This is a genomic window from Kluyvera georgiana (assembly GCF_050990895.1).
GTDB classification, from domain to species: domain Bacteria; phylum Pseudomonadota; class Gammaproteobacteria; order Enterobacterales; family Enterobacteriaceae; genus Kluyvera; species Kluyvera georgiana.
Map to the genome: position 1 here is coordinate 109,121 of NZ_CP158865.1, position 26,963 is coordinate 136,083.

Annotated in this window: 27 protein-coding genes and 2 tRNA genes; 20 read left to right on the forward strand and 9 right to left on the reverse strand. The window is 54.9% G+C overall.

Translation table 11 applies throughout. The features are described 5' to 3' along the window. Positions 1 to 806: 806 nt before the first annotated feature. From ABTW00_RS00545 to ABTW00_RS00625, 17 genes are all read left to right on the forward strand, one after another. Positions 807 to 1,733: a flagellin gene (locus ABTW00_RS00545; RefSeq protein ID WP_433638134.1), complete on the forward strand. Its 927-nt coding sequence runs from the start codon at positions 807 to 809 to the stop codon at positions 1,731 to 1,733. Positions 1,734 to 1,937: 204 nt separating this feature from the next. Then, positions 1,938 to 3,272, forward strand: a complete 1,335-nt coding sequence (gene fliD, locus ABTW00_RS00550) for a flagellar filament capping protein FliD (protein ID WP_433638137.1) — start codon at positions 1,938 to 1,940, stop codon at positions 3,270 to 3,272. Between the two features lie 21 nt (positions 3,273 to 3,293). Further along, on the forward strand, positions 3,294 to 3,686 hold the full coding sequence (gene fliS, locus ABTW00_RS00555) for a flagellar export chaperone FliS (protein ID WP_167574765.1): 393 nt from the start codon (positions 3,294 to 3,296) through the stop codon (positions 3,684 to 3,686). 2 nt (positions 3,687 to 3,688) lie between these two features. Next, complete coding sequence (locus tag ABTW00_RS00560) at positions 3,689 to 3,988, forward strand: hypothetical protein (protein WP_433638140.1); 300 nt, start codon at positions 3,689 to 3,691, stop codon at positions 3,986 to 3,988. Further along, positions 3,988 to 5,040, forward strand: coding sequence for a flagellar hook-length control protein FliK (locus tag ABTW00_RS00565; RefSeq protein WP_433638142.1), 1,053 nt, complete (start codon positions 3,988 to 3,990; stop codon positions 5,038 to 5,040). The genes ABTW00_RS00560 and ABTW00_RS00565 overlap by 1 nt, the downstream gene beginning before the upstream one ends. A gap of 13 nt (positions 5,041 to 5,053) precedes the next feature. Then, on the forward strand, positions 5,054 to 5,524 hold the full coding sequence (locus tag ABTW00_RS00570; protein ID WP_433638145.1) for a flagellar basal body-associated FliL family protein: 471 nt from the start codon (positions 5,054 to 5,056) through the stop codon (positions 5,522 to 5,524). A 13-nt stretch (positions 5,525 to 5,537) separates the two neighbouring features. Next, positions 5,538 to 6,239, forward strand: coding sequence for a FliA/WhiG family RNA polymerase sigma factor (locus tag ABTW00_RS00575; RefSeq protein ID WP_191091017.1), 702 nt, complete (start codon positions 5,538 to 5,540; stop codon positions 6,237 to 6,239). Positions 6,240 to 6,246: 7 nt separating this feature from the next. Next, positions 6,247 to 7,110 carry a flagellar motor stator protein MotA gene (gene motA / locus ABTW00_RS00580; protein ID WP_271458353.1) on the forward strand — a complete coding sequence of 288 codons (864 nt, stop codon included), beginning with the start codon at positions 6,247 to 6,249 and terminating at the stop codon, positions 7,108 to 7,110. Next, positions 7,110 to 8,039: a putative lateral flagellar export/assembly protein LafU gene (gene lafU / locus ABTW00_RS00585; RefSeq protein ID WP_433638149.1), complete on the forward strand. Its 930-nt coding sequence runs from the start codon at positions 7,110 to 7,112 to the stop codon at positions 8,037 to 8,039. The genes motA and lafU overlap by 1 nt, the downstream gene beginning before the upstream one ends. Before the next feature lie 13 nt (positions 8,040 to 8,052). Beyond that, positions 8,053 to 8,847: a C40 family peptidase gene (locus tag ABTW00_RS00590; RefSeq protein ID WP_433638151.1), complete on the forward strand. Its 795-nt coding sequence runs from the start codon at positions 8,053 to 8,055 to the stop codon at positions 8,845 to 8,847. A gap of 55 nt (positions 8,848 to 8,902) precedes the next feature. Then, positions 8,903 to 9,937 (forward strand): plasmid segregation protein ParM domain-containing protein, encoded by a 1,035-nt coding sequence (parM, locus tag ABTW00_RS00595; protein WP_433641128.1) that lies wholly within the window; start codon positions 8,903 to 8,905, stop codon positions 9,935 to 9,937. Continuing rightward, positions 9,930 to 10,595: a hypothetical protein gene (locus tag ABTW00_RS00600; protein WP_433638153.1), complete on the forward strand. Its 666-nt coding sequence runs from the start codon at positions 9,930 to 9,932 to the stop codon at positions 10,593 to 10,595. Before parM ends, ABTW00_RS00600 begins: the two co-directional genes overlap by 8 nt. 70 nt (positions 10,596 to 10,665) lie before the next feature. After that, positions 10,666 to 11,457 (forward strand): EAL domain-containing protein, encoded by a 792-nt coding sequence (locus ABTW00_RS00605; RefSeq protein ID WP_433638155.1) that lies wholly within the window; start codon positions 10,666 to 10,668, stop codon positions 11,455 to 11,457. A 30-nt stretch (positions 11,458 to 11,487) separates the two neighbouring features. Continuing rightward, complete coding sequence (locus ABTW00_RS00610; RefSeq protein ID WP_433638158.1) at positions 11,488 to 13,071, forward strand: EAL domain-containing protein; 1,584 nt, start codon at positions 11,488 to 11,490, stop codon at positions 13,069 to 13,071. A 46-nt stretch (positions 13,072 to 13,117) separates the two neighbouring features. Further along, entirely contained in the window at positions 13,118 to 13,633 is a 516-nt protein-coding gene (locus ABTW00_RS00615; RefSeq protein ID WP_433638160.1) for a protein disulfide oxidoreductase, read from the forward strand. Positions 13,634 to 13,767: 134 nt separating this feature from the next. Continuing rightward, entirely contained in the window at positions 13,768 to 13,980 is a 213-nt protein-coding gene (locus tag ABTW00_RS00620) for a DUF1471 domain-containing protein (RefSeq protein WP_433638163.1), read from the forward strand. A 15-nt stretch (positions 13,981 to 13,995) separates the two neighbouring features. Continuing rightward, the gene (locus tag ABTW00_RS00625; protein WP_433638165.1) at positions 13,996 to 15,096 is read left to right on the forward strand and encodes an alkene reductase; all 1,101 of its coding nucleotides are present in this window, start codon (positions 13,996 to 13,998) and stop codon (positions 15,094 to 15,096) included. 81 nt (positions 15,097 to 15,177) lie between these two features. On the opposite strand, the gene ABTW00_RS00630 is transcribed toward ABTW00_RS00625, so the two are convergent. The 5 genes from ABTW00_RS00630 to ABTW00_RS00650 all read right to left on the reverse strand — a co-directional run bounded on the left by ABTW00_RS00630 (position 15,178) and on the right by ABTW00_RS00650 (position 20,486). Beyond that, complete coding sequence (locus tag ABTW00_RS00630) at positions 15,178 to 16,149, reverse strand: Csu type fimbrial protein (protein ID WP_433638167.1); 972 nt, start codon at positions 16,147 to 16,149, stop codon at positions 15,178 to 15,180. Positions 16,150 to 16,161: 12 nt separating this feature from the next. Then, positions 16,162 to 18,432: a fimbria/pilus outer membrane usher protein gene (locus tag ABTW00_RS00635; RefSeq protein ID WP_433638170.1), complete on the reverse strand. Its 2,271-nt coding sequence runs from the start codon at positions 18,430 to 18,432 to the stop codon at positions 16,162 to 16,164. 70 nt (positions 18,433 to 18,502) lie between these two features. Beyond that, positions 18,503 to 19,198 (reverse strand): fimbrial biogenesis chaperone, encoded by a 696-nt coding sequence (locus ABTW00_RS00640; RefSeq protein ID WP_433638172.1) that lies wholly within the window; start codon positions 19,196 to 19,198, stop codon positions 18,503 to 18,505. Positions 19,199 to 19,212: 14 nt separating this feature from the next. Then, on the reverse strand, positions 19,213 to 19,587 hold the full coding sequence (locus ABTW00_RS00645; protein ID WP_240492991.1) for a spore coat protein U domain-containing protein: 375 nt from the start codon (positions 19,585 to 19,587) through the stop codon (positions 19,213 to 19,215). A gap of 608 nt (positions 19,588 to 20,195) precedes the next feature. Continuing rightward, positions 20,196 to 20,486 (reverse strand): SymE family type I addiction module toxin, encoded by a 291-nt coding sequence (locus tag ABTW00_RS00650; protein ID WP_433638175.1) that lies wholly within the window; start codon positions 20,484 to 20,486, stop codon positions 20,196 to 20,198. 126 nt (positions 20,487 to 20,612) lie between these two features. Here ABTW00_RS00650 and ABTW00_RS00655 point away from each other — a divergent pair, with 126 nt between their 5' ends. After that, positions 20,613 to 20,804 carry a toxin-antitoxin system HicB family antitoxin gene (locus tag ABTW00_RS00655; RefSeq protein ID WP_028028019.1) on the forward strand — a complete coding sequence of 64 codons (192 nt, stop codon included), beginning with the start codon at positions 20,613 to 20,615 and terminating at the stop codon, positions 20,802 to 20,804. A 23-nt stretch (positions 20,805 to 20,827) separates the two neighbouring features. On the opposite strand, the gene ABTW00_RS00660 is transcribed toward ABTW00_RS00655, so the two are convergent. From ABTW00_RS00660 to ABTW00_RS00670, 3 genes are all read right to left on the reverse strand, one after another. Beyond that, positions 20,828 to 21,055 carry a hypothetical protein gene (locus ABTW00_RS00660; protein WP_433638177.1) on the reverse strand — a complete coding sequence of 76 codons (228 nt, stop codon included), beginning with the start codon at positions 21,053 to 21,055 and terminating at the stop codon, positions 20,828 to 20,830. Positions 21,056 to 21,173: 118 nt separating this feature from the next. Beyond that, positions 21,174 to 21,268, reverse strand: a tRNA-Sec gene (locus tag ABTW00_RS00665). A 385-nt stretch (positions 21,269 to 21,653) separates the two neighbouring features. Then, positions 21,654 to 21,747, reverse strand: a tRNA-Sec gene (locus ABTW00_RS00670). 290 nt (positions 21,748 to 22,037) lie between these two features. Between ABTW00_RS00670 and ABTW00_RS00675 the strand changes: the two genes are divergently transcribed. Next, positions 22,038 to 23,432, forward strand: a complete 1,395-nt coding sequence (locus ABTW00_RS00675) for a glycoside-pentoside-hexuronide family transporter (RefSeq protein ID WP_433638179.1) — start codon at positions 22,038 to 22,040, stop codon at positions 23,430 to 23,432. 11 nt (positions 23,433 to 23,443) lie between these two features. Further along, the gene (yicI, locus tag ABTW00_RS00680; protein ID WP_065357242.1) at positions 23,444 to 25,762 is read left to right on the forward strand and encodes an alpha-xylosidase; all 2,319 of its coding nucleotides are present in this window, start codon (positions 23,444 to 23,446) and stop codon (positions 25,760 to 25,762) included. Here yicI and ABTW00_RS00685 read toward each other — a convergent pair. After that, entirely contained in the window at positions 25,759 to 26,961 is a 1,203-nt protein-coding gene (locus ABTW00_RS00685; RefSeq protein ID WP_433638183.1) for an MFS transporter, read from the reverse strand. The genes yicI and ABTW00_RS00685 overlap by 4 nt on opposite strands. Positions 26,962 to 26,963: the final 2 nt, after the last annotated feature.

Below are 26,963 nucleotides of genomic sequence, written 5' to 3' on the forward strand. Positions count from 1 at the left end.
CCTCAGCGATTATCTGATTGAGTTGATAACTCCATTTAGAATTCTTAATGAATGCCGCGTGCCTGCGGGAAATAAAAAGCGGACGTTATGTTCTTCCGTAAGAGGCGTGAATTTGAAGAAACAACGGAAACGTTTTTGTCTGTAATACACCTCAACGGGAAGGAATCATTTTTTCCTGCGCCCTTTTTACGCGATAAAAGTGTGATGCGCAACAGGCTTTTTAGCAATAGTGGCGGCTAAAAGGGGGCTGATTTTGCTGAAAGTTAACAGCCATCGTTAAATAAAACTTATGTTAATTAGGTGATCTCTTGGTGAATTAAATGTGTTAGTGGTGTGATCTAAATGCTTGTGAGTATTATTTGCGGGATGTGATGTGGTAGGAGAAAAAATGGATTTAATTTTTTATTTTATTGTGTCGCTTTAAATCAAGTTTGTTTTTATTTATCGGAAATACGAATGATGGTTTAGATATAATATGCTAAGAATTAATATTACTAATTAAATATGTTGAGTGTAAAGAAAAGTCAGGGTTGAAAATAAAATTAGGATATCTCTAAAAATAGGCTACAGGTGCACAAAAAACGAACTTCAAAATGGGGGAGTCTGCTGTTTGCGCAACGGATGAGGGATGAATGGAAGCGTTATTTCATTTTTTATGTATTTTTAATAATCATTTAAATCATTGGGTTATGATTTTTTTTGGTGAGAAATTGAGCAGTTGATGTTTATCGATTTAATCTTTGTTTCTGCCGTGTCGTCTTGAGTTATTACAACATCTGAATCACCAGGACGAAAAAGGAATCACTATGTCTCTTTCTATCTTTACCAATGCTTCCTCCATGGCATCCACCAATGCGATGAACAAATCCAACAACCTGCTGTCCACCGCAATGGAACGCCTGGGTACCGGTAAACGTATTAACTCCGCAGCTGACGATGCTGCCGGTCTGCAGATTGCAACCCGTCTGCAGGGCCAGACCAACGGCATGACCGTTGCTCAGCGCAACATCTCCGACGCAACTGCCATGCTGCAGACCGCAGAAGGCGCGTTCGATGAAGTGAGCAACATCATGTACCGCATGAAAGACCTCGCAACTCAGGCAGCGAACGACACCAACACGCAGAAAGACCGTGATGCGATCAACTCCGAGCTGAACGACCTGAACTCCGAGTTGACCAACATCATGAAAAACACCTCTTATGCAGGTGACAAGCTGTTCACGGGTTCCGATAGCAAATTTGCTAACGCGCTGAATTTCCAAATTGGTTCCAGCACCGACGAAACTATGCAGATCGATCTGTCTAAAGAGCTGAAAGGCGGAACAACTGCTTCTGGCGCTCTGGTTGATTCAAAAGGCGTTTTCAACGGTATCAGCAACGCATCTGGCGCAACTCTGACTGGCGCGAGCGGTGGCTACATGAAGTCTGATAAGATTGAAATCACTACTGCAGAAGGCGCTAAGTCTCTGATGGACAACCTGGAGTCTACGCTGAATGAAGTTGGCTCCGTACGTTCCAAAATGGGTGCGAGCATTAACCGTCTGAGCCACACCGCGGCGAACCTGGCGAACATGAAAGACAACACCGACCTGGCGCTGAGCAACATCCAGGATGCTGACTACGCGACCGAAGCGTCTTCCATGACCCGCAACCAGCTGCTGGCGCAGACCAGCATGTCCATGCTGAAAACCTCCAATAGCATGTCCAGCATGGTGATGTCTCTGCTGGGCTAATCCTTCGTGGATTAATGCAGGAAATAAAACACCGCTGTATAGCGGTGTTTTTGTATCCGCGCCCCCTTCCACCTGCCGGAAAAAGCGGAAATACCGATTCCCGCTCCCGCTTAAGTTTCTAATAAATAAAGATTTAAATATTGGCACGATAGTTGCTTGAGATACTGCATATTGATCGTGGCTTGCGTGCCTGGAGAACCTATTATGTCTGATTTTGACCCCACAACCCTGGCCTCCCAGCTGGCAAACTATGACATTCTTGCGCTGCAAACCTCAATTACTAAGCAGAAAAGTACGCTGCAAGCGCAAACCAAAGCGTTAGATTCGCTCCGCACCGCGCTGACAACCTTCCGCACGTCCATCACCGCGCTGAACTCATCCAGCGCCAGCGTGCTAAAGAATTCCGCGACCATGAACCAGGAAGGGATCGCGACGATTACCGCCAGCGCCAGCGCGCGCAAAGGAACCTATAGCATTAACGTCACCCAACTGGCCTCTGCCCAGCAGAAAAGCTTTGAAGGGATGACCGACGATGACATTAAAAATGCCAGCGGTACCCTGAAAATCAATCTCAATGGCGAAAGCATTGAGGTCGAAATGGATGGCCTTAATAGCCTCGCTGATTTTGCCGATGCGGTGAACAAAGCGGAATTTCCGAGCGTTAAAGATAATACTTCCACCACGGCGACCAGCGAGCAAAACGGCGTTACCGCCTCGCTGATGCGCGTGAACGGCGAAGTCTCACTGATGCTGAGCAGCGATCAGAGCGGTAAAAAGTACGATATCCAGTTGGATACCAGCGGTATGACCAACGGTCAGGATATCTTCGCCGGTGAAACAACCATCACCGACGGTAAAGACGCGATTTTCAAACTGGGCGATTCCGATAAAGAGTACTCCAGCAGCTCCAACACCCTCGACCAGCTGGTCGACGGCGTCTCGATTAAGCTGACCAGCACCACCGAGAGCGGCAAACCTCTGGTGATCACGGTTGACACCGATAGTACTGAAACGAAAAACCAGATTCAGGCCTTCCTTGATGCGTACAACACGTTGCGCAGCTCGATTTCCGATCTGACCGCAACCGGCACCAACGCTGATTCGCGCGGCGCGTTTGCAGGCGATGCCGGCATCTCCTCGCTGACCAGTGAGCTCAGCAACCTGCTGCGCGGCACCTTTGGCGATCAGAACATGAGTAAGTTCGGTATCTCCGCCGATAAAGACGGCAAGCTCAGCATTGATTCCGACGTGCTGGAAAAACAGCTTAAAAACGACCCGCAAACCGTGGCGCAGTTCTTTAACGGCAACGACGGCCTGATCAAAAAGATGGATAAATCGCTGGATAAATATCTCAGCACCAGCAGCGGCCTGCTGAAAGGGCGTCAGGAGACGCTGGATCGCCAGCAGACGGAAATTGACACCAAAACCGAAAAAATGAACACGCGTTATGAGTCTTCTTACAACCGCTATCTCAAGCAGTTTACGCAGCTACAGTCGCTCATGACGCAGATGAACAACACCATGAGTATGTTTAGCTAATTCTAAGGGAACCCATCTTCAATGTACGGTAATGAGCAGGAAGGCTACGGCCTGTATCAACAATCCGATCTGGCGATTCAGGCGGCGGCAGCCAACCCGCACCAGCTGGTGCTGATGCTGTTCCGCGGCATGATGGATGAGCTGGTACGCGCCAAAAGCCACATTGCGGCGCGTCGCTATGAGCGTAAGGCGCAGAGCATCAACAAGTGCATCGATATCCTTAATGCGCTGACCAGCTCGCTTGATTTTGACAAAGGCGGCGAGCTGGCGCTGAGCCTGGCGAATCTTTACGACTACTGCGTTTATCGTCTGTACGACGCCAGCAACAACCTCTCCATCGAGCAGATCGAAGAAGTGGAAGCGATCCTCGGCAACCTGCAGGACGGCTGGGAAAAAATGGGTCAGGCGGCATGAGTATGCAACATGCAATTCAGACGCTGACTCAGGCGCTACGTCAGGCAACGGAAGACCACAACTGGCCTTCCGTCGTTAACGTCGACGCTAAAATCGCCGAACTGCTGACCGTGATTCAGGGAAAAAATCTGTCGGTGGCCGAGCGTCAGGCGCTGGATAACCTCAAAAAGGTGCATCAGCAGGCGCGCGATTACTGCCAGGGCCTGAGCGATATGCTGGCCGCCAAAATGAGTCTGGTGGCGCGTAACCGCGAAGGGGCGACGGCATATGCCCAGTTTATGGATGATGAGGGGATGCGCTGATGGATATTCTGAACCTTTCACAGGGCGCGTTGAACGGCTCAGGTCTGCCTCTGCAGGCTGAAGCGATAGCCGGGCAGGTGGCGGAAAACGGTGCAGCACAGACCCCAACGGCCTTTAGTGACGCGCTGCTAAACGTGATCGACTCAATGATGACCGGGCAAACGCTCCCGAGCTCGCTGGCCGTAAGCGCGCATCCGGTCTCCGTTGATGACGACAACGATGATGCTGACCCGCAGCAGTTGAGCGGCGCGTTATTGAAAGACGACTCTCAGCAGCAGCTGCTCGAAACGCTGTTGATGACCAGTCAGATGCCGGTGCAGGCCGCCAACTATGTCAACGTGGCGCCGCCCGTTGATGATGCGCTGATGGCAAATGCGCAGACGATGATGGCGCCGCAGGCGCTGACGATGGGCCTTGCGCCATCGCTGCAGCAGCAGACGGTGACCGCGCCGAATTTTTCCGCTACGGAGACGGCGACCGTCGTTCAGCCGAGCGCTCAGTCGGTTTCACCCCTGCTGATGACGGCGATGACGCCCGTTACCACAATGACGACGCCACCGGTAGACAGCACGCCCAACGTCTCTCCGGCGACGCTCTCCACCGCCGCACCGGTCACCGCTACGCTGAAGATGGATCCCGAGCCTTCCCGCTGGAGCGAGCAGTTGCAAAGCGCGCTTGGCGATCGTTTGCAGGTGCAGGTAAAGCAGCAGATTCAGCACGCCACTATCCGTCTCGATCCGCCGGATATGGGCAAAATCGATATCTCGATGCAGGTCGACAATGGCCGCGTACAGGTACAGATCAACGCCAGCCACGCCGAAGTTTATCGTGCGCTACAGCAGACCAGTAACGACCTTCGCCAGAGCCTGACAGAGCAAAACTTCGTGCAGGTGAACGTGCAGGTGTCTTCCCAATCCGGGGGGCAGCAGCAGGGCAGAGGTCAACATTTCGCCGAGCAGCACAACGCCATTCAGGCGGGCGCGGAGCTGGCAGCCAACGTATCGGCTACTCAGGATTCCCGCAGCGATGACTCGGTACTCATGACGGTTTAAGACAAAGAAAAATATGAACGCAAAAACTCTCTCTTTCGGTCTCATTATCGCGCTCGTCACCGCCATGCTGGCGGCAGGCATGACGGTAGTTGGCACGCATTTGCTGCGCATGGATGAAGCCACTGGCAGTAGCTTCCTGTCGGGCATGTTCTCCAGCTCTGATAAAGGGTCCGTGGAGTTCGTGGAAATTAAAAACGTGGTGATCACTCTGAAAGGCAAAGGGGAATCCGAGCGCTATCTGCTGCTGGAGCTGAACCTGGCGACCAACGGCCCGGAAAATACCCGTAAAGCGCAGGACATGATCCCGGCGGTGCGCGGTGCGACGGTGAGCCTGCTCTCCGATCTGGACTATGACGAAGTGCGCAGCATGAGCGTTAACGTCCTGCACGACAAGCTGCAGGCTGCCTACGCGGCGCGCTTTAGCAGCCTGAAGATGGACGTGCCGTTTGACGACGTCATCATCAGCAAAATGGTCTTCCAGTGATAGATACGCCGCAATGGAAATGATGGACTTTATTGCGAGTGACACCCTGACGCCGGCAGACGAGGCGCGCTATGTCAGCGCGTATCTGCCGCTGGTTAATCGGGTGGTTAAACAGCTCTCATACCAGACCAGCAGCGTCATCGACCGCGAAGATATGGAGCAGATTGCCCTGATGGGTCTGCTCACGTCGCTGCGCCGCTACGGGCACCCGGACGAGCAGTTTGCCGCTTACGCCGTACAGCGTATTCGCGGCGCGGTGCTGGACGAACTGCGGCTGCTGGACTGGCGTCCTCGCCGCCTGCGGCAGAAGACCCACAAACTGAATGACGGTATCCGCGAAATTGCGCGCCAACTCGGGCGGACGCCCAGCTTCGAGGATATTAACCGCCACCTGTCGATCACGGCGGAAGAGTACCAGGAATATTTATTGCTGGATTGCGCCAAAACGATAGAGAGCCTGGATGAGCTGTTAGGGAATGACGTTCACGCCGGGGCGCTGGATAGCCGACCGCTGGAAGACGAAGTCGTCGTCAGCCGGACGCTACGCAGCGCGCTGGCGGCGCTTGATGAGCGTGAACAGCTGATCCTGACGCTTTATTACCAGCATGAAATGAGTCTGAAAGAGATTGCCCTCGTCCTTGATTTAACCGAGGCCAGGGTCTGCCAGCTCAATAAAAAAATCGCCCAAAAAATTCAGTCTTTTTTCCAGAAGTGAAAGGTTTATGCAGAAATTCTTCGGTATCGTAATCATCATGGGATGTGTGGTTGGCGGCTTTCTTATGTCCGGCGGTCACCTCGCATCGTTCTGGCAACCGGGTGAAATTATCATCATTCTGGGCGCCGGTATGGGGGCTATGGTCCTCGCTAACCCTCGTGCCGTACTGGCGGAAATGTACCGCCAGTTCCGCGGCATTATGCGCAAAAACGAATACACCAACGAGTATCAGCGCCAGCTGCTGATGCTGCTGTACGAACTGCTTGAACTGGTGCAGGACGGCGGCCTGAAGGTGCTGGATGAGCACATTGAAGCGCCGGAAAACAGCCCGCTGTTCCAGAAGTACCCGCTGATGCTGCGTGACAAAGCGCTGGTGACGTTTATCTCCGATAACTTCCGCCTGATGGCGATGGGCAAGATCAACGAACACGAGCTGGAAGGCATCCTCGAGCAGGAGCTGGTGGCGATGGAAGAGAACCTGCTGCAGCCGTCACGTTCGTTGCAGCGTACCGCAGAAGCGATGCCGGGCTTCGGGATCTGTGCGGCGGTACTGGGGATCATCATCACTATGCAGTCGATCGACGGCTCTATCGCGGTGATCGGCGTGAAGGTTGCCGCCGCGCTGGTCGGTACCTTCCTCGGCGTTTTCTTCTGTTACTGCTTAATGGATCCGGTGGCGAACGCCATGGAACAGCGCACCAAAAAACAGCTGGCGGTGCTGGAGTGCGTGCGTACGGTGTTGGTCAACCACGTTGCCGGTAAGCCGACGCTGCTGGCGGTGGATGCGGGCCGTAAGATGCTGCCGATGGACACCAAGCCGACCTTCGCGACGCTCGATGGTTGGGTGAACCAGATGATTGGTGAAGCCTGATGCGCGGGCGCAACAAAGAACATACCACCATCATTAAACGCTCCTCGCGCAAAAGCCATGATGCTTTTCATGGCGGCGCGTGGAAGGTCGCGTTCGCCGACTTTACGCTGGCGATGATGGCGCTGTTTATGGTGCTGTGGATTATGGGCGCGGTGACGGAAGAAGAGCGTAAAGAGATCGTCTCGCTGCTCAACGGCGAGTCCATTTTTGAGGGCAACAATATCACCCCGGTGACTCAAAAAGAGGGTAACGGTGGACAGATCGCGCTGCTCGATAGCCATCACGCGAAGCAAAAAGAGCTGCTCAAAGAGCAGGCGAAGAAAGACGCCGAGTTGGCGAAGCAGCTTAAGGGCACTGAAAGCCTCGGTGACGTGAACGCGCGCTCCAAAAATGAGATTGAAGATCTCGCGCGCATCATTATGAAAATCACCTCGGCCTACGACGCGCAGGCCAACCTGAAAATGGAGATTGTGCCGCAGGGGCTGCGCATCCTGGTGACTGACGACCAGAAGCGCGAAATGTTCCAGCGCAGCAGCGCTATCCTGACACCGTTCTTTAAGCGGCTGTTGACCGAATTTGCCCCCGAGCTGAACAAGATAGACAACAAAATCATTATTACCGGGCATACCGACGCCACCCGTTTCCGCGACCAGGTGCTCTACAACAACTGGAACCTCTCCGGCGAGCGTGCGATGCAGGCGCGATCGGTACTGACCCGCAGCGGCCTTGAACCTGGCAAAATTTTGCAGGTAAGCGGCATGGCCGACCAGATGCTGCTGGACCCGGAACATCCGCTCAGTTCGGCTAACCGCCGCATCGAAATCATGGTGCTGACGCACTCGGCCAGTGAATCGCTGTATCAATTCTTTGGCCAGCACGGCGAGAAGGTGATCAAGCCGTTAGCCGACAAGCTCACTCAAAACCCATAGCCTGATTAACGTTGTGAAGAGTTTTATTTTTACCATCCCTTTTGTACCTGTTCGGGCCGCCTTTGCCCGTCAGGTACTCTTTTTTTTCCTCTTTTCGATGCTGCTGATGTCCGCAGGGTACGTCAGCGCAAAGCCGCAGCCGGTGAACGCGCCAGCGGCCAAAACCGACAGTGAAGCGCAAAAGCGCAAACAGAACCGCGCCCGCCTGATGGCGAAAGCGAAGAAACGCGCCGTTGTGGTCCCGCCCACGCCGGAGCAGAAACGCCGCGAACTGGCGAATAAGCAGGCCGAACGGGCGAAAAACCGTGAAATTCTGGCGATGCACACCCGCTGGCAGCCCGGAGCGTTGGGCGGTTCAGAAGCGCTGTGGGATGAAGTCCAGGACGGGGCGGCCGCGGCGAAACGTCGGGCACCGAAGAACACCGCGAAGCTGCGTACGGTGATCCATCGGCTGGAAAGCCAGCTCGGGAAGCCTTACCTGTGGGGCGGCAACAGCCCGACCGACGGCTTCGACTGTAGCGGGCTGGTGTTCTACGCCTTCAATCATGTGCTGGACCGCAAGCTACCGCGCACCGCCAACGGCATGTATCGGGATAACGGCCTGAAGTCGATTCGCCAGAACAGCCTGAAGCAGGGCGACCTGGTCTTTTTCAACATTAACCAGCGTCCCGGCGCGGATCACGTTGGCGTATACCTGGGCGATGGGCGCTTTATTGAAGCCCCGCGTACCGGGTTAAAAATTCGTATCAGCCGGTTGTCCGATGATTTCTGGCAATCACATTACCTTGGCGCACGCCGCGTCCTGTAGGGCGGCGTGACGCTGTTAAAACACCTTTAGTATTGAGAACGTGACCATGACCCGTATGAAATTCGCCATTGATGATGGCTCGACCAACGTAAAAATTAGCTGGATTGAGAACGGCACGCTGAAGACCGTGGTCTCGCCGAACTCCTTCCGTAAAGACTGGAAAAGCGCGGCGCTGCTGCGTGGGCAGTCGGTGTACAACTACACCATCGGCACCACTAAATACACCTACGATGCGACGTCGGACAAAGCGTTATCCACCACGCACATCGACTACCAGTATGACGATCTCAACCTGTTGGCGGTGCATCATGCGCTGTTGCAGACCGGCATGACGCCGTGCGATGTCGAAGTGATTGTGACGCTGCCGATCACCCAGTACTACAACCCGGACGACTGCCAGCGTAACGAAAGCCGTATCGAAGCGAAGCGCCGCAATCTGATGCGCGATATCTCCCTCAACAAGGGTGAGCTGTTCCGTATTGTGGATGTCCAGGTGATGCCGGAAAGCCTACCGGCGGCGCTGTCTCATCTGCTGAACTCCAACGTCACGGAGTTCACCAAATCGCTGGTGGTCGACTGCGGCGGTACCACGCTGGATATGGGAGTGATCGTCGGCGAATTTGATGATGTCTCCGCGATTTATGGCAACAACGAAATCGGCGTGGCGATGGTCACTGACGCCACCCGTAAGCTGCTGGCGGCGGCCGACAGCGACTCCAGCTACCTGGTGGCGAATGAGCTTATCAAGCGCCGTCACGATATGGCGTTTGTGAAGAGCGTCATCAACGACGAATCGCGTATTGCGGAAATCCTTGAGCGTATCGAGATTAAAATTCAGGAACTCGGCGATCAGGTGGCCTATGAAGCGAAGAAATTCGCCAAAAACCCCAACCGCGTTTACCTGGTGGGCGGCGGCGCGCACCTGATTGAGAAAGCGGTGCGTGAAACCTACGCCACGCTGGGCGAGCGCGTGATCACCATCGATAACCCGCAGAGCGCGCTGTCGCGCGAAATCTGTCTGTACCATGCGGATTCCAGCGTCGAAACCGTCGCCGCGCCGCATATGGCCGAGGTGGGTGACGATGAGTAACAGGCACATTCGCCGCGTTAATCTCTCGCTGCATTTGTCGCCGGAACACTCGCGCGCGGACCTGCGCGCGATGCTGCAACTTAAGAAGTGGCATCAGGAGCTGAGCCAGGCGGGCAGCAACTCTGGCGATGCCAATATGGAAATGCGTCGTTTCCACCGCAACGTCTACCTTGCCGGGCTGCAGCTGCAGCTACTGAACCCGCAGTTGTGTAGCCATGTTGCTGAGTCAATGGGCCGGGAAAAGCTGACGCTGGATGCGCTGTGCAGCGAGCTGTCCGCCGCCTCGCTGCTGCCCGTGTCGGCCAGCCCGGCGACGGCACCTGCGGCCGAGCAGGTCGCGCCAAGCGCGGATTTTAGCAAGCAGCAGCTGCGGCAGATGCGCGCGCTGATGTCCGAAGCGCTCCAGCGCCAACCTGCGCCAGCCGCGCCGGACGACGGTGCGCGCGAGGAGCTGAGCCAGCTGCGCAGCGAAGTCGCGCAGTTGAAAACCTTGCTTAATCAGCAAAACCTGCTGCTGCAACAATTAAGGCTGTCTGGCCGCGCCGCTTCGCCTGCTGCTGAAGGCAGTAAAAACGGTGCGGCGGAAGAGGTCGATCTGAGCACCCTTGGCGCCCCCGCGCAAAAAATGAAGCAGATCCGCCAGAAAGGTATTTTTTAAGTGACGGGCGGTTTAAGTTGCCGCCGCTTTACGTCGCTTTTTCCGCACAATAATGAGAGATGAGGCTGGTATGGACAAAAGTGCGCATTATGTCGTTCGCTGCGTAGAGAACGCTAAATTCGATGTAGGTATCGATTTCGTTATTCAGCCTATCTTCGATTTATCCCGTTTTGCCTGTATCGGCGGTGAAGTGCTGGTGCGAGGCACCCATCGGCGTAACGTTGTACCGCCGGTCGAGTTTATCCAGCACCTTGAAGAGAATGGCACCATCGTGGAGATGGGCTACTATGTGATGGAAAAATCGCTGTCGTTTATTGCGCAAAAGCGTGCCGATGACCAGGAAGAATTCATGTACACGCTGAATATTTCTGCCGTACAGCTGAACGACCCGGAGTTTGCCGACCATGCGCTGGGGATTGTCGAGACCCGGCATCTGCGGACGGCGCAGTTGGTATTTGAAATGACCTCCGGACAGGTCGCGCTGACCGAGGTTGCACGTCAGAATCTGCAGACGTTACAGGATGAAGGCATCAATATCGCCTGGGACGGCATCGGCACGCTGGCGGCGCTACAGGAGCGGCTGGCCTACTGGGTTCCGGATTACATCAAGCTCGATCGCAGCTGTCTTACATGCAGCCAGCAGGACGAAACCGAGCAGATCCTCCAGCTGATTGCCCAGCACGACATTGATGTCATCATTGAAGGTGTTGAAAACTATACGCAAACTTCCAACATGCTGAAGCAGGGCGTGAAGTTCGGACAGGGCTACCTGTTTTCCCGCCCGATCAGCAAAGAGAGTTTTCAGCGCGAATACATGCAGCACCAACAGGCGCAAACGCGAACCTCTCACGCGCTGCGGTAAGTGTGGCCTTCCAGATGGAATGAATGAGCGATGTACAAAAAATACGCCAGTAAAGCCGATCGCAAAAACTATGCGCTAGTTGGTTTGGTTTTTTTAGGCTCGGTCGCGCTGGCGCTCTGGCTCACGTTCTACATTGCGCAGCGACAGCTGAATGTTCAGTTGGCTCATCAGGCGATACCTATTCGCAATGCGGTGGAAAACCTGCTGGAAGAAACGCGCAGCGTCGCTCGAGAAGCGCAGGGCTGGGTGGGAAAAACCTGTAACCGCCAGTTGGAAAGCCGCCTGAACGCGTTGCCTACGCGTGAAATGCGCATGCTGGTCATCAACCTGCTGGATGGCGATCGCATCACTTGCTCCTCCCTGCTGGCCAACCAGGGCGCGCGGGTCGATCTGAGCGGCTTTAGCGCGCAGGGTGTGAAAATTGATGATTCCGTGGCGTCGGCGGGCATTCCGGTCTTTTCTCTCTATCAGCGCCTCGCTAACGGCGGCATCGTGGTGTCGGCTGACCTGCGCTACCTGTGGGGCATTATGGGCAACAGCAACCGCGACGAACGTTTCGCGCTGCTGGTGAATAACAAACTGCTGACACAGAACGGTATTCTGGTCGGTGAGCAGGCAAAACTTGGCGCGCAAGACTACCAGCAACGTCAGCCTGGCGGGCTGTATACGCTGGCCTGGCGCTCGCCGGATACTGCCGATATCTGGCAGGAGATTCTGGGCTCCTGGCTGTATATCCTGGTTATCCTTGTCCCGCCGCTGCTGCTGACGACGCTGGCCTGGTCACTGCTGACGCGCCGTCGCTCGCTCTATCAGCACCTGGTGAATGCGGTACATGAAGACCGCATTACGCCCTACTATCAGCCGATTATTTGCGCCCACAGCAACCGGGTGATCGGCGCGGAAATCCTCGCCCGCTGGGAACATCCGGAGATTGGTTTCGTACCGCCGGATATTTTTATCCCGGTGGCGGAGAAAACGAACACCATTGGCCTGATGACGGAGAACCTGCTCAAACGCGTGCTTGCCGACTGCCAACGGCCGGACTGTGTGCTACCGGACGGCTTTACCTTCAACGTTAACATCAGCCACGCGCACCTGGTTGCGGAAGATTTCAACGCCTTTACCAGCGAATTCGCCGCCCGGTTTAAACGACTGCGTCAGCGCCTGACCTTCGAATTTACTGAGAACGAACAGATCAATTTCAATGATGATATTCTCAATAAAATCAAGGTAGTTCGTGACAGTGGCATCGCTATCTCGTTGGATGACTTTGGTACCGGCTTCTCCAACCTGTCGTGGATATCCAGCCTGAGCCCGGACAGCATTAAGATTGATCGTATGTTCATCAACCAGATTTCTCCTGATGCCTCTACGCCGCTCATTAACTGCGTCATCGATATGGCGAGGCAGATGGGCATTCAGACGGTCGCCGAGGGGGTAGAACACGACTATCAGGTGGCCTGGCTACAGGAAAATGAGATCGACTTTTTCCAGGGATACTTCTATTCAAAACCTCTCCCTTTCGCCGCATTTATCGACTATTTTCGTCACAATGTCATGACGCAGCACCTGAAAATGCCGCCGCTGCCGAAAGACACTTCTTTACAGCACTAGGTCAGGCGTCCCGCTAAGATAAACCGCGTATTCTTACGAGGTGATCATGAGCGAATTTTTCCAACGCCGCCGCGTGTACCGCTGGCAACGCGAGATAGCGGTCCTGCTGGTGCTGGCCGCAGTACTGATGTGGGGCGTTGATCGCTTTCGCAGCCCGACGCTACCGGACTCCTTTTCCGGTATGGCCGTACAAACCCTTGATGGACAAAATATCGACTTAGCTGCGCTCAGCGACACGCGGCCACTGCTGATTTACGTCTGGGCGACCTGGTGCAGCGTGTGCCGTTATACCACGCCATCGGTAGAGAAACTGGCGGCGCAGGGGGAAAACGTGGTGAGCATCGCGCTGCGTTCCGGCGACGATACCCGGCTGGCGCAGTGGATGCAGAAAAAGCAGCTCACCATGCCGGTGGTCAACGACGCGCGCGGCACGCTGGCGCAGCGCTGGCAGGTGAGCGTCACGCCGACGATCATTATCGTCTCTCAAGGGCAGCCGGTCTCGGTTACCACCGGCTGGACCAGCTACTGGGGTATGAAGGCGCGCCTGTGGGCAAACCGATAAACGAGCCCGGATATTATTGCTTTATTGATAATAGTCTATTGCTATTTATACCATTTATGTAATGAGTCGGCGGTCGTATCCTTCTTCGCATCACGTTACCGAGCGTAACGCCCTAAACCGAACAGGATACGACCATGAAAAACTTTACCGCGATTTTTGCTGCTTCCCTTCTCTCTGTTGCTGCCTTTAGCGCCGCTGCGCAAAGCGTGACGGCGACCGGCTCTACGCTGGACACCGCCGAAGCGGCGATTGCCCAGAAGGCCAAAGAGATGAACGCCTCTGACTACAAAATCACCAGCGCACGCATGGGCAACACCGTAACCATGAGCGCCGAACTGTACCAATAAGCGGGGGAACACAGCATGTTATTCGACAAATACACTCTGAACGGACTGCCGCTGACCAACCGTATCGTGATGCCGCCGATGACGCGTTCTCGCGCCGGTGCCGGTGATGTCGCGACCGAGATGATGGCTGACTACTATGCGCAGCGTGCCAGCGCGGGGCTGATTGTGAGCGAAGGTACTCAGATCAGCCAGCAGGGCCAGGGCTATGCCTGGACGCCAGGTATGTACACGGAAGCGCAGATTGCTGGCTGGAAAAAAGTGACCACTGCGGTGCATCAGGCGGGCGGTAAAATCTTCGCCCAGCTCTGGCACGTGGGCCGCGTTTCCCACACGGTATTGCAACCGAACGGCGCGCAGCCGGTCTCCTCTTCCGCCATTCAGGCCGAAGGCGTGAAGGTGTTTGTGGACGTGGAAGGCCGCGGCCCGGAGAGCGGCGTCGGCGCGATGGTGCAGCACGATATGCCGCGCGCGCTGCGCACCGATGAGATCCCGGCTATCGTTAACGACTATGCCCAGGCCGCGCGCAACGCCATTGCCGCCGGTTTCGACGGCATTGAGCTGCACGGTGCCAACGGCTATCTGATCAACCAGTTTATTGATTCGCAGGCTAACCTGCGCGACGACGAATACGGCGGCTCGCTGCAAAATCGCCTGCGCTTTATGAAAGAGGTGGTGACCGCGGTGTCTGAGGCGATTGGTAAAGAGCGTGTAGGGATTCGCCTGGCGCCGCTGACCACGCTGATGGGGTCGCGCGATGACACGCCGGAAGCCACCTATCTGGCGGCGGCCAGCGTGCTGAATGAACTGGGTATTGCCTATATTCATATCGCTGAAGCCGACTGGGAAGATGCGCCGGTGATGCCTGCGGCCTTCAAAGAAGCGCTGCGCATTATCTTCCACGGCACGCTGATTTACTCCGGTAAATACACCAAAGCGCGTGCGGAAGAGGCGCTGACCAAAGGCTGGGCGGATTTGATTGGTTTTGGCCGTCCGTTTATCGCTAACCCGGATCTGCCGCATCGTCTGGAAAATGATTTGCCGCTGAATGCGCCGGTGAAAGAGCAGTTCTTTGGCGGCGGTAAGGCCGGGTATGTGGATTATCCGACGGCAGGGTGATTAATGCGGCCCGCGCCCTAACCCTCTCCTCAAAACGGAGAGGGTTAGGGCGGTTGAATCCCGGTATTAGTGAATATTTTCTTAGTAGGTCACGGTAATGGTGACCGTATCGGCATAGCTATCTGCACGATAGTTTGCACTGGGAACCACAGCGTAGACCGTTTTGTTGACAGAGCCTCCGGTGCCGGTATCTGCAACCAGGTTGGGAGACGTGTTGCCCCATGTTATACCGGAGACGCCGGACGTTGATTTCAGTTGGTAGGGAACCAGGTCTGGATTGCTTGAGTTCGTGGCGGTGCTTTTCATGACGCCATTCCCGGTAGTGTCACCGTTTGAGGGCCTGAGCCCGATGGTGTAGGCCGTACCGTTTGTGCACGCGATGGTGAAGTTGCTATTGCCGGTAATATTGGTTTGATTGTACGTAACTGAACCCAGCGAAAGGGGGTTAGTGGCGATGAAATTGCACTGTTTGTTAACGGTGGCAGTGACGGAAAAAGTAAAGTTACCGACGACTAAACTGCCACAACTTGTGCCCAGGTTGAGTGGGTTAATCACGGCCGTGATCGACGCCGTGCTGGCGGAAAAGTTATCCGTATAGTTTCCTGGTACGGCCATGTTTTGCCCTTTAGGTATGAGGGCGTAGATGGTAAAGGAGCCGGTTAATTCACTGAAATCAAGCAGGCTCCAGGAGACCCTCTTGGGAGCAAAGCTGGCGTTGCTGTCCTGATTACCCCACACGGTGGTTAACCCACTGTCCTGGTAGAGCTGATAGTTAATTTTTGCCGCGCCTGAGGTCATTTGCCGAGGAATCGTTGAGCCGTTTGCGGATGCACCAATATTGAAACAGATGGTGGCCCCCGTGAGCGTGGTGAGACCTCTCGTGCAGGTGTAATTGACGGTCACGCCGATAGCGGTGGTGTCTGCATTGTTGAATGGGGCCACTGCGCTGGTGAACGTGACATTAGGTGCGGCGGAAACGGTACAACTCAGAGCAAAGCTTTTAAGCGGAAAAAAGCAGAGTCCTGCCAGTAAAATTAGTATTCTTAACCCCATGATCGCAGCTCCTTATTGGCACGTTAATGGCCCAATCTGTGGAATGTCTTGTGCTTTTTCCGGGTAATTGAACTGTGCCGTACAGCGGCCCGTGCGGGTGGCAACGCTGAGCGTGTTATGCGCTTCCAGAGTGTCGAAATAGACCATTCCGTCAAAGCCGACCACCGCGCTTTGGCCTCGTACGTTGTTTAGCGTCACAGATGACCCTTCAGGGATCACCTCGCCCTTCACATCTTTCAGCACGATCAGCGCTGAACGCACCGTTTTAACCGTAAAGTTCACCATTGCACCGGAACGATCGGCGGGGATCGCCACGGCGTTTACCGGATCGATGCGCATATTGGCCGGAAGATCCATCGGGTTAATGCTGATCTCATTTTTTTGATAGCTGTTGAGCGGTGTCACCAGCAACAACCCGCTGTCGTTGCTGGTACCAATAGGGTTGTTTTGCAGCAGCACCGGCACGTCAGGAACACCATCTGTAGAGACTACTGCGAAGCCATTGTTGATGGTCTGCGATGCAAACAGGCCGCCGCCCATCAGCACGAGTGCGCCGTCAGCACCGGCATACCCGGACTGATTGCCTGATATATTGCTGTAGCCGCCGTAAACTTTGCCGTATCGCCCGAGATAGCCTAGCTCGCCCTGGCCGCTTTGCTGAGCGTCCTGCTGGTTGAGCACCATATTCCAGCCCAGCCCCCCCTCGGACGGTTGGGTTTTGCTGGCGTTGAGCGAGTAGCTCATCTGGTCATTATTGCTACGCTGTACGGTGGCGCTGGTATTGATGTTGTTATCAAACGAGACGTTGAGCACCAGATACAGGTTGCGGTCGCGGCTGTGGTCAACGTTCTGGTTCAGCCCGGCGGTGAGGTACACGCGGTTGGACACTGACTGATACCAGTTAGCGTTGGTGTAGCGCTGTGTTGGCTGGCCGGGGGAGCGGTACTGTAAATAACCGATGCTGAAGCTACCGTAGGATTCCGTGTTATACCCGATCACGGTACTTTGATTAAGCGATGGTGGTGCCCCTCCGTAGCGGGTGGCGACATCATGGTAGTCTCTGGCCGTGGCAATCGTCGTGGTGCTGAAGTTAAAGCGGCTGTTGCTCCAGCGATAGCCGATGCTGTACAGGAAACCGTTTTTACCCGCGTCGGTGCTTGCCGCTAGCGCGGTGGAAATCGTCCCGCTGTTGCGGCCGGGGATCCAGTCGTTGCTGAACCCGGCATTAATCAGGCTTTCGGTGGCTTCGGCGTGCCCGCCGACGGTAAGGCTGTTGCTGAAGCCGTGCCGCCAGGTGCCGCTGAAGGCCGGCGTGCTGGCGTAGTCAAAGGACTCATAGCCGTAGTTATTACGCACAAAGCCCACTTCTGCCGACCATTCAGAGAGCCCCTGACGCAGTAGCGACTGGTCGTTATAAAATGAGAAGCTCTGCACGGTGGTTTTGCCCAGCGCATCGGTCATTGTGACCTGCGCTTCGCCTGAACCGTTGATATTGGGAAGCGTATTCAGCTCAAAGTTACCCGCCGGCACTTCGCCGTTGTAATATTTCACGCCGTTCATATACAGCTCGACGCTGGAAGGTAACGTCGCGGAGCCGAAGAACGAGGGCAGCGGCGTGGTTTGAGTATAGGGCTGAAGGCTGTAGTCGGTGCCTATTTGAAGGCCTGCGATACGCGTGGGGCGCGACCAGTTGACTGAGCTGGTGAGCATGTCACCCACGTTAAGCGCGATGGCTTGTCTGGGAAACGAGGTACGCCAGCTGGTGTCCAGCCGGACCGTACCGTTATTCTGGCTGACGTTATTGCTCTTGCCGGTGTAGCGCGAGATCTGCGTGGAACTCAATACGCCTAATGTGTTGAAGGCGCGAAGTTCGGTAAACGCGCTGGCATTGCTTTGCGCTTTTTCCCCCTGAGAGGCGTAGAGATCGTAATTCATCAATAGCCCGCGCGAGGTGGCGGCTTCGGGGTTGGGTACCTCTTCCGGGTTCACCTGGGTGATGCCCATATCCAGCTGCTGTAGTGGCGCCATCAGCGCCAGCGTCTGCTGATTTACGTCGTACTGCACCCGCAACTGGGGGAGGTCGTTAAGACAGACCGGATTAGGGGTATCCGCGGGTATTCGCAGGCCGATTTTACGCAGGCTATCGGCGCTGGCATAAAGCTTGTCGCGATCGTAGCTAAATCGTGCCAGGCCAATGGGATTCTGATTCAGGGTGACGTCGAGATAGAGCTCCGTCCCGGACAGTGGCGTGTTATCGGCAATGACCCCCTCCATGTTTTTCATTTCCGCAGACGTGCTCCTCGCTATAAATAACACGTTGAATAGTAAGATAATTAATAGACTGCTCCGTCCGCTATAGCGCTTGTACCGTTTTTTGGCCATTGACCGTTACTTCAAGCTTTTCTCCTTGACCGGCGCTGGCAGGAAGAGGCCAGCGCATCGTTGAGCCGGGCAGTACATAGCCCAATAGTCCAGGCGTAATATTTTTTCGGCTGCCGGATGCCGTAATGAGTGTGACCTCTGCGAGTTGGGCATGCCCGTCTCCCTGGTTACTTACCTGTAGCCAGGCGTGACCTTCACTGTGCGCCACCTGCCACTGCAGTTTGGCGAGCGTTTCGGCGGCGCCCGTCGGCTGGATAAACACCGGAACGGAGTAGTGCATAACAAACTGCAGGCTGTTTTTCTTCGTGGTGGTAGGCGGCAGCTCGTTAATCGACAGCCGATAGGCATCTTCCACTTTCATCGTCGGGCCGGTGCGAATCACACGGATAAGCTGTCTACCGCCGGGCGGAATGTTCAGCATGGGTGGGCTGATAACCAACCCTTGCGAAGCTGAAAGTTGGTCGTTATAGCCACTCTGGCTCCAGCGATAAACGCGTACCTGTGCGTTTATCGGGGTATCACCGGCATTGCTCAACCAGAGAGCCTCGGCGCGCTGGTTTTGTTGCAGAGTCAAGCTGACAGGAGTGACCTGCAGGCCGCTGGCGGCGCTATAGCCGCTAAAAAGAGCGAGCGCAATGCAGGCAAGCGCAGGCGAGAGTCGGAGCATAGGCCTTCCTTGAATCAATAGGTGAATGTTACCGTCACGGTGTCGGAATAGTTATCGGGCATGACGTTAGTATTCGTAACCCCTGCGTAGACGGGGACGGCCTGAGATATCCCCTGCCCGGTACCCGCTAAAATATTAGAGCCGGTACCGGAATTACTTCCCCAGACAGTTGAGCCGGTGGCGTCGGTATAGAGCTGATAAGACACTTTGTCCGGGTTCGCGCCAGTACCGGACATACTGCCTGCGCCAGACGTGTTGCCATTAGAAGGCTGCAGACCAATCGTAAAGGGCGTACCTTTAGAACAGGTTACGGTCAGGTTAGCGGTGGCCTTCGCAGGGACGACATTCGCGACGACGGATCCAAAGGAAACCGGGGAACCTGAGGTCATGGTGCAGGTTTTTGTAATAGTTATCTGAACCTGAAGGGAACTTGTTATGGGGGTATCCAACGCGGCATAGGCCGATGGCATAAAAAATATGAACATCGGAGCGAACAGTATGAACTTAAAAGACGTGTTCATCGTATTGACCTCTACATAGGTATTATTTTTCCCTAGTAAAACAATGACGTATGAAGCTATTTCCCTTCTATAAAAGTAGAGCAGATAACATTATTCTGCCAATTTGCCTTAAGGATTTTTATTAAAATAGAATGCACCTCACTTTATTTGAGGTGGAAATAATAATATAAAATATAGAATATATTTAAAGGCTAAGTGATTATTGGAAATAGAATAAAAGATATTAACGCAGAAGATAAGATGATGTTTGTTTATTAAAGATGAAATTATGTGTAGCATTAATTAAATTAAATGCTGAAATCAACCCGCAATTTTTCGGATCTTTCCCCAAAAATAGTAGGGCTCGTGTGCCGCTCTATTGCCGGGTGGCGCGCTGCTTACCCGGCCTACAACGGGCACCGTGCCCGTAGGCCCGATAAGCGTAGCGCCATCCGGCAATACCCGTCATGAGCACGGTACGGATATTCCTGAGAGCCTTAATGTACCGCTGATACCGCCGCTTCAATTCCTCTCAGCTTCAGCTGCGTCTCCTTCAACTCCGCCAGCAGCTTCTGTTCCTGTTCGCCATAGGCCATCAGGACGATGCAGCCTTCCATTACTTTTACGCTAACCTGCTGTCCGGTTTCGAACCCGGCCTCGCGCAGCCATTTCCCGGAAAGGGTAAGGCTAGGCGTGTTTTTGTTTGCACCCTGCGGGCGATATCCCACAATTAACGTGCGCGCGGTTTTTGCTGGGGGTAAGTCTGGGGTAGAATGCGGGGTAGCCATAATCAACTCCTTGATAGTTGGTGAGGTTAGACGCTCTGGCTGTGCTCCTGCACATCAGAGCGTTGTCCAGATAAGGAGGTTTAGGTGGCCTCCTATATGTGTCAGAGTAGATGGATAGGTGGCCTCATGTCAATCATATCGCGCGAAAAAAAACCAAAGGGTGGTGGGCAATCACCGCAGTTTAAAATGCGTATTGATCCGGCATTGAAGGAGCAGTTGGATGCTGTGGCGGCGGAAGAGGGGGTGAGTCTCGCCAGTTGGTTGAAGGAGTTAGCGAGAGAGGCATTGAGGAGAAAGGGGCTAGAGCCAAAAGGATAAATTATTTTCTACTGTTGGGTGCGTTATCTAATTTTTGCTGCGTAATTAGCACGGACGTAACGGTTAATATAGCTATTTAAACCTTCACCTGAGTGAGCAAGTTGGGTCATTTCTGCGACCATTTGTACACCAGGTGCAGTTGCATTATATAAATATGCAGAACCATCTGAAAAATAAACAGTAATTGAGTTTGTGCCTGTCTCGAATTGTGTGATTCCTGAATTATGACCTCTATTTTGATAAACAGTCATTCTTTACCTCTATCTTATTAATAAACTAATTAATTGGAGGCTTTATTATGAGCGTAAGGTATGAGCATGTTAATTCGGTAAAAGGGCCAGATATTTATAGGTGAGCTGAATGTAATTTTGGCGGAAGATCACAGGAGTCGAACCTGCCCGGGACCGCTGGCGGCCCCAACTGGATTTGAAGTCCAGCCGCCTCACCGGAGACGACGATCTTCCGCGCCTGCATTGCTACATGGAGGCGGGCGCATTATAGCTACTTTCAATCATTTACCACATCCCCCCAGGGCACATTTTTCGCCCCGTCGCCCCAGCATTTTCGGGCACTTCAGATAAAACCCTGCTTTTTCTTAGGGTTACATTTTCTGGCTCTCACGCTGCACTTTATTTACCGCACTTCTTGCGCGATCGATGGCGCAAAAACCAGCGGTGTACGCGAATAGTTGACCGTTTTCCGGCCATTTAGCCTCGCGTTTATGCATCTTTGGCCGCCCAGGCGTACGGCGTAAACGAACCGGGACAGTATCAGGACAATCGCAAGCGCTGCTGAGGGGAAGTACGGGAAAAACAGGGAATGGCTTTAGCGGAAAAAGTGAGCGAATTTTGGCGGAGATCGCAGGAGTCGAACCTGCCGGGAGCCGCAGGCGGCTACCACTGGAAATGAAGTCCAATCGTCTCACCGGAGACGACGATCTTCCGCGCCTGCATTGCTACATGGAGGCGGGGCGCATTATAGCCACTTTCAATCCGTTGCCACATCTTTACTTACATTTTTCAGCACTTTTTTTACTTCCTCCGCACGGCATGATTAGAAATTTCTTAAAAATCCATCATTTACACTTAGTCACACTCTACCTGCCAATACAGATCACATAAATAAAGAAACGTAATTTGATAACGAGATATCGCAATACACCTTATCAGACTAATGGTTTACAAAACATGTAACCGGTACCACTTCGGCTTCGGTGCGAAAAGGGTTTGAAAGATGAAGAGTGAAGTATTGTCTGTCAAAGAGAAGATTGGTTATGGCATGGGCGATGCTGCCAGCCATATCATTTTCGATAACGTCATGCTGTACATGATGTTCTTCTATACCGATATCTTCGGTATACCCGCAGGTTTTGTTGGCACCATGTTTCTTCTGGCGCGCGCGCTGGATGCCATCTCCGACCCGTGCATGGGGCTGCTGGCAGACCGTACCCGCAGCCGCTGGGGCAAATTCCGCCCGTGGGTGCTGTTCGGCGCGCTGCCGTTCGGCGTGGTCTGCGTGCTGGCCTACAGCACCCCGGACTTCAGCCATAACGGCAAACTGATTTATGCGGCGATTACCTACACGCTGCTGACCCTGTTCTACACGGTGGTCAACATTCCTTACTGCGCGCTGGGCGGTGTGATCACCAATAACCCCACGCAGCGCATCTCGTTGCAGTCCTGGCGCTTCGTGCTGGCGACGGCGGGCGGCATGCTCTCTACCGTGCTGATGATGCCGCTGGTGAATCTGATTGGCGGCGACAACAAAGCGCTGGGCTTCCAGGGCGGTATCGCCGTGCTCTCCGTGGTGGCATTCCTGATGCTGGCGTTCTGTTTCTTTACCACCAAAGAGCGCGTGGAAGCGCCGCCAACGCAAACGTCAATGCGTGAAGACCTGCGCGACATCTGGCAAAACGACCAGTGGCGCATCGTCGGCCTGCTGACCATTCTCAACATAATGGCGGTCTGCGTTCGCGGCGGCGCGATGATGTATTACGTCACCTGGATTATGGGGTCTCCGGCGCTGTTTACCGCCTTCCTCACCACCTACTGCGTGGGTAACCTGATTGGCTCCGCGCTGGCTAAACCGCTAACCGACTGGAAATGCAAAGTCAGCGTCTTCTGGTGGACCAACGCCATTCTGGCGGTGCTGAGCCTGGCGATGTTCTTCGTGCCGATGAACGCCAGCGTCGTGATGTTCGCCTTTATCTTCGTGATTGGCGTGCTGCACCAGCTGGTAACCCCGATTCAGTGGGTGATGATGTCCGACACCGTGGATTACGGCGAATGGCGTAACGGTAAACGTCTCACCGGCATTAGCTTCGCGGGCACGCTGTTCGTGCTGAAGCTCGGCCTGGCGTTGGGCGGTGCGATGATTGGCTGGATGCTGGCCGGCGGCGGTTATGACGCCGCGGCGAAAGTGCAAAACCCCACCACCATCAGCATCATTATTGCCCTGTTCACTATCGTACCGGCAATTTGCTACCTGCTGAGCGCCATTGTGGCGAAGCGCTTCTACACCCTGAAAACGCCGTTCCTGGTCAAGATGATGGCCGAACTGGCGAGCGGTGCGCACCGTACTCAGCAGGATTTTGAAAACGTATCTATGAAACAATCTCTTGAGAATTAAAAGGACGAGCTATGAAGATCAGTGATGGAAACTGGATGACCCAGCCGGGTCTCAACTTAATTCATCCTGTCCAGGTGTTTGATGTTGAACAGCATGGCAATGAGCTAGTGGTGTACGTGGCTCCGCGCGATGTACGGGAACGTACGTGGCAGCTGGACACGCCGATGTTCACTATTCGCTTTTTCTCTCCTCAGGAAGGCGTGGTCGGCGTGCGTATTGAGCACTTCCAGGGCGCGCTGGAGAAAGGCCCGCACTACCCGCTGAACGTGCTGAAAGACGTGAAGGTGCAAATCCAGAACACCGCCGAATTTGCCGAGCTGAAAAGCGGCAACCTGAGCGTGCGCGTCACCAAAGGCGAATTCTGGTCGCTGGATTTCCTGCGCAACGGCGTTCGCATTACCGGTAGCCAGTTGAAAAACAACGGCTACGTGCAGGACAGCAACGACAACCGCAACTATATGTTTGAGCGTCTGGACCTCGGCGTGGGTGAAACCGTGTACGGCCTGGGCGAGCGCTTTACCGCGCTGGTGCGCAACGGACAGAACGTCGAGACCTGGAACCGCGACGGCGGCACCAGCACCGAGCAGTCTTACAAGAACATTCCGTTCTACCTGACCAACCGCGGCTACGGCGTGCTGGTCAATCACCCGCAAAACGTCTCCTTCGAGATTGGCTCGGAGAAAGTCTCCAAGGTGCAGTTCAGCGTTGAAGGCGAGCATCTGGAATATTTCGTTATCGACGGCCCAACTCCGAAAGAGGTGCTGAACCGCTATACCCAATTCACCGGGCGTCCGGCGCTGCCACCGGCCTGGTCCTTCGGCCTGTGGCTGACCACCTCATTCACCACCAACTACGACGAAGCGACCGTTAACAGCTTTATCGACGGTATGGCCGAGCGCAATCTGCCGCTGCACGTCTTCCACTTCGACTGCTTCTGGATGAAAGCCTTCCAGTGGTGCGACTTCGAGTGGGATCCGGTGACCTTCCCGGACCCGAAAGGCATGATCCAGCGCCTGAAAGAGAAAGGGCTGAAGGTCTGCGTATGGATCAACCCCTACATCGGCCAGAAATCCCCGGTCTTCCAGGAGCTGAAAGAGAAAGGCTACCTGCTCAAACGACCGGACGGTTCTGTCTGGCAGTGGGATAAATGGCAGCCGGGTCTGGCAATTTACGACTTCACCAACCCGGAAGCCTGCCAGTGGTACGCCGACAAGCTGAAAGGCCTGGTGGAGATGGGCGTCGACTGCTTCAAAACCGACTTTGGCGAGCGTATTCCGACCGACGTTCGCTGGTTCGACGATGCCGACCCGCAGAAAATGCATAACCACTACGCCTATATCTATAACGAGCTGGTGTGGAACGTGCTGAAAGAGACCGTCGGCGTTGAAGAAGCGGTGCTGTTTGCCCGTTCCGCCTCCGTGGGCGCGCAACAGTTCCCGGTGCACTGGGGCGGCGACTGCTATGCCAACTATGAATCCATGGCGGAAAGCCTGCGCGGCGGCTTGTCTATCGGCCTGTCCGGCTTCGGTTTCTGGAGCCACGATATCGGCGGCTTCGAAAACACGGCGCCGGCGGACGTCTACAAGCGCTGGTGCGCCTTTGGCCTGTTCTCCAGCCACAGCCGCCTGCACGGCAGTAAATCTTATCGTGTGCCATGGGCGTACGACGAAGAGTCCTGCGACGTGGTGCGCTACTTCACCGAAATGAAGTGCCGCATGATGCCGTACCTGTATCGTCAGGCGGCGCTGGCGAACGAGCAGGGCACGCCGATGCTGCGCGCCATGATGCTGGAGTTCCCGGACGACCCGGCGTGCGACTACCTCGACCGCCAGTACATGCTCGGTGATTCCCTTGCGGTGGCGCCGGTGTTCACCGAAGCGGGCGACGTGCAGTTCTACCTGCCGGAAGGCCGCTGGACCCACCTGTGGCATAACGACGAGGTGCAGGGCAGCCGCTGGCATAAACAGCAGCACGACTTTATGAGCCTGCCGGTGTATGTGCGCGACAACACCCTTCTGGCGCTGGGCAACAACAACCAGGTGCCGAACTACGCCTGGCATGAAGGCACCGCGTTCCAGCTGTTCCATCTGGAAGATGGGCGTCAGGCTGTCTGCGAAGTGCCGGCGCAGGACGGCTCCGTTATCTATACGCTGACCGCGAAACGTCAGGGTAACGTGATTACCGTGACGGGCAACGGCAAAGCCAGCGGCTGGACGCTGTGCCTGCGCAATATCCAGCAGATTGCTGGCGTGCAGGGCGGGGCGCAGGCGGGGAGCGAGCTCGGCGTGGTGGTGACGGCGCAGGGTAATGAGCTGGTGATTACGCTCTAAACCTTCGCTGTCGTTTCACACTCACCCTTTCCAGATGTGGAGAGGGTGAGTCTTTCTCGTTTCATCACATATTCTCCCCATAGCATCAGCAAAAGATACAGACTCATCGGCAGTAAAAAACTCAGACGCAAACTGGTTGCCTCGACAAGCCAGGCCTGCGCCCATGGCAGCGCGGCACCGCCAATTCCTGCCATTACCATGGCGCCAGCCAGCAGACTCGCGAGAGCGGGCCAGCGGCTCAGCGCGTGGCCGAAAATCATGGGGTAAATCACCGAGTTCGCCAGCCCCACCATCAGTAACGCAATCCCTCCAGCGGCGCTGTTCATCACTACGGCAAATAAGAGCAATATAAAGCCGCTCAGGGTGGCGGTGCGAAAGATGGTGGCATGACGTGAGGGATGAGCGATAAAGCCAAACAGCAGACGCCCGACCAGCGCCCCTCCCCAGTAGAAGGAGAGTAGCGACAGCGCGGTGTCCGCACTCCAGGCGCCTGTGGCTATCAGGTAGGGGGGCAGATTCGCGGCCAGCGAAACCTCTGTGCCGACATAAAGGAAAATGGCAAGGATGGTCAACCGAATCTCCTTCACCCGCCACAGGCTGGCGACCGGCGGTGTGCGGACATGATTGATGCGGACATCCGGCAGTTTAAGCAACATGGTACCCGCCATCAGGGCGAGCGTGACAACCGCCAGCGCGCTAAACAGGCCGCTCACCGGCTGTTGTTCTGGCGATAAGCGAAACAGCAGCGCGATCCCCGCCGGTGCCAGCGTGGTGCCGAGTGAGTTTACCGCTGAGGCCAGGCTAAGGTTACCAATCTGACGCGCAGGCGTGCTGAGTGCCGTCAGGTAAGGGTTAGCGACAACCTGGAGTACCGACACCCCGGAGGCAATCACAAACATACCGAACAGCGCGCCGAAAAAAGTGGCGTTCACCACCGCCTGCGCCAGAATCAGCGACCCGGTTGTGCTCAGAAGCAATGCCCCCTGCAGTACCCGGCGATATCCCAGACGGGCCATCAGGCGCGCGCAGGGTAGGCATACCGCGAACGGTGCAACGTAGAAAATCACCGTCACCAGAATTGCCTGCTGCCAGCTCACGGCAAAGTATTGGCTAAAAAAAAGAATAATGGCGCTATTTATCGAGGTGATAATGCCCCATAAAAAAAAGACCATTGCCAGTAGGGTAAAGTGTCTATTCATAT

Bases quoted from the DNA above. Each gene is read 5' to 3' on its own strand.
- fliS (WP_167574765.1), top strand. From the start codon at position 3,294: ATGTACGGTAATGAGCAGGAAGGCTACGGCCTGTATCAACAATCCGAT.
- lafU (WP_433638149.1), top strand. From the start codon at position 7,110: ATGCGCGGGCGCAACAAAGAACATACCACCATCATTAAACGCTCCTCG.
- ABTW00_RS00610 (WP_433638158.1), top strand. From the start codon at position 11,488: ATGTACAAAAAATACGCCAGTAAAGCCGATCGCAAAAACTATGCGCTA.
- ABTW00_RS00635 (WP_433638170.1), bottom strand. From the start codon at position 18,432: ATGAAAAACATGGAGGGGGTCATTGCCGATAACACGCCACTGTCCGGG.
- parM (WP_433641128.1), top strand. From the start codon at position 8,903: ATGAAATTCGCCATTGATGATGGCTCGACCAACGTAAAAATTAGCTGG.
- ABTW00_RS00545 (WP_433638134.1), top strand. From the start codon at position 807: ATGTCTCTTTCTATCTTTACCAATGCTTCCTCCATGGCATCCACCAAT.
- ABTW00_RS00570 (WP_433638145.1), top strand. From the start codon at position 5,054: ATGAACGCAAAAACTCTCTCTTTCGGTCTCATTATCGCGCTCGTCACC.
- fliD (WP_433638137.1), top strand. From the start codon at position 1,938: ATGTCTGATTTTGACCCCACAACCCTGGCCTCCCAGCTGGCAAACTAT.
- motA (WP_271458353.1), top strand. From the start codon at position 6,247: ATGCAGAAATTCTTCGGTATCGTAATCATCATGGGATGTGTGGTTGGC.
- ABTW00_RS00560 (WP_433638140.1), top strand. From the start codon at position 3,689: ATGCAACATGCAATTCAGACGCTGACTCAGGCGCTACGTCAGGCAACG.
- ABTW00_RS00605 (WP_433638155.1), top strand. From the start codon at position 10,666: ATGGACAAAAGTGCGCATTATGTCGTTCGCTGCGTAGAGAACGCTAAA.
- ABTW00_RS00675 (WP_433638179.1), top strand. From the start codon at position 22,038: ATGAAGAGTGAAGTATTGTCTGTCAAAGAGAAGATTGGTTATGGCATG.
- ABTW00_RS00620 (WP_433638163.1), top strand. From the start codon at position 13,768: ATGAAAAACTTTACCGCGATTTTTGCTGCTTCCCTTCTCTCTGTTGCT.
- ABTW00_RS00630 (WP_433638167.1), bottom strand. From the start codon at position 16,149: ATGGGGTTAAGAATACTAATTTTACTGGCAGGACTCTGCTTTTTTCCG.
- ABTW00_RS00625 (WP_433638165.1), top strand. From the start codon at position 13,996: ATGTTATTCGACAAATACACTCTGAACGGACTGCCGCTGACCAACCGT.
- ABTW00_RS00650 (WP_433638175.1), bottom strand. From the start codon at position 20,486: ATGGCTACCCCGCATTCTACCCCAGACTTACCCCCAGCAAAAACCGCG.
- ABTW00_RS00575 (WP_191091017.1), top strand. From the start codon at position 5,538: ATGGAAATGATGGACTTTATTGCGAGTGACACCCTGACGCCGGCAGAC.
- ABTW00_RS00640 (WP_433638172.1), bottom strand. From the start codon at position 19,198: ATGCTCCGACTCTCGCCTGCGCTTGCCTGCATTGCGCTCGCTCTTTTT.
- ABTW00_RS00615 (WP_433638160.1), top strand. From the start codon at position 13,118: ATGAGCGAATTTTTCCAACGCCGCCGCGTGTACCGCTGGCAACGCGAG.
- ABTW00_RS00645 (WP_240492991.1), bottom strand. From the start codon at position 19,587: ATGACCTCAGGTTCCCCGGTTTCCTTTGGATCCGTCGTCGCGAATGTC.
- ABTW00_RS00600 (WP_433638153.1), top strand. From the start codon at position 9,930: ATGAGTAACAGGCACATTCGCCGCGTTAATCTCTCGCTGCATTTGTCG.
- ABTW00_RS00655 (WP_028028019.1), top strand. From the start codon at position 20,613: ATGTCAATCATATCGCGCGAAAAAAAACCAAAGGGTGGTGGGCAATCA.
- ABTW00_RS00565 (WP_433638142.1), top strand. From the start codon at position 3,988: ATGGATATTCTGAACCTTTCACAGGGCGCGTTGAACGGCTCAGGTCTG.
- ABTW00_RS00685 (WP_433638183.1), bottom strand. From the start codon at position 26,961: ATGAATAGACACTTTACCCTACTGGCAATGGTCTTTTTTTTATGGGGC.
- yicI (WP_065357242.1), top strand. From the start codon at position 23,444: ATGAAGATCAGTGATGGAAACTGGATGACCCAGCCGGGTCTCAACTTA.
- ABTW00_RS00660 (WP_433638177.1), bottom strand. From the start codon at position 21,055: ATGACTGTTTATCAAAATAGAGGTCATAATTCAGGAATCACACAATTC.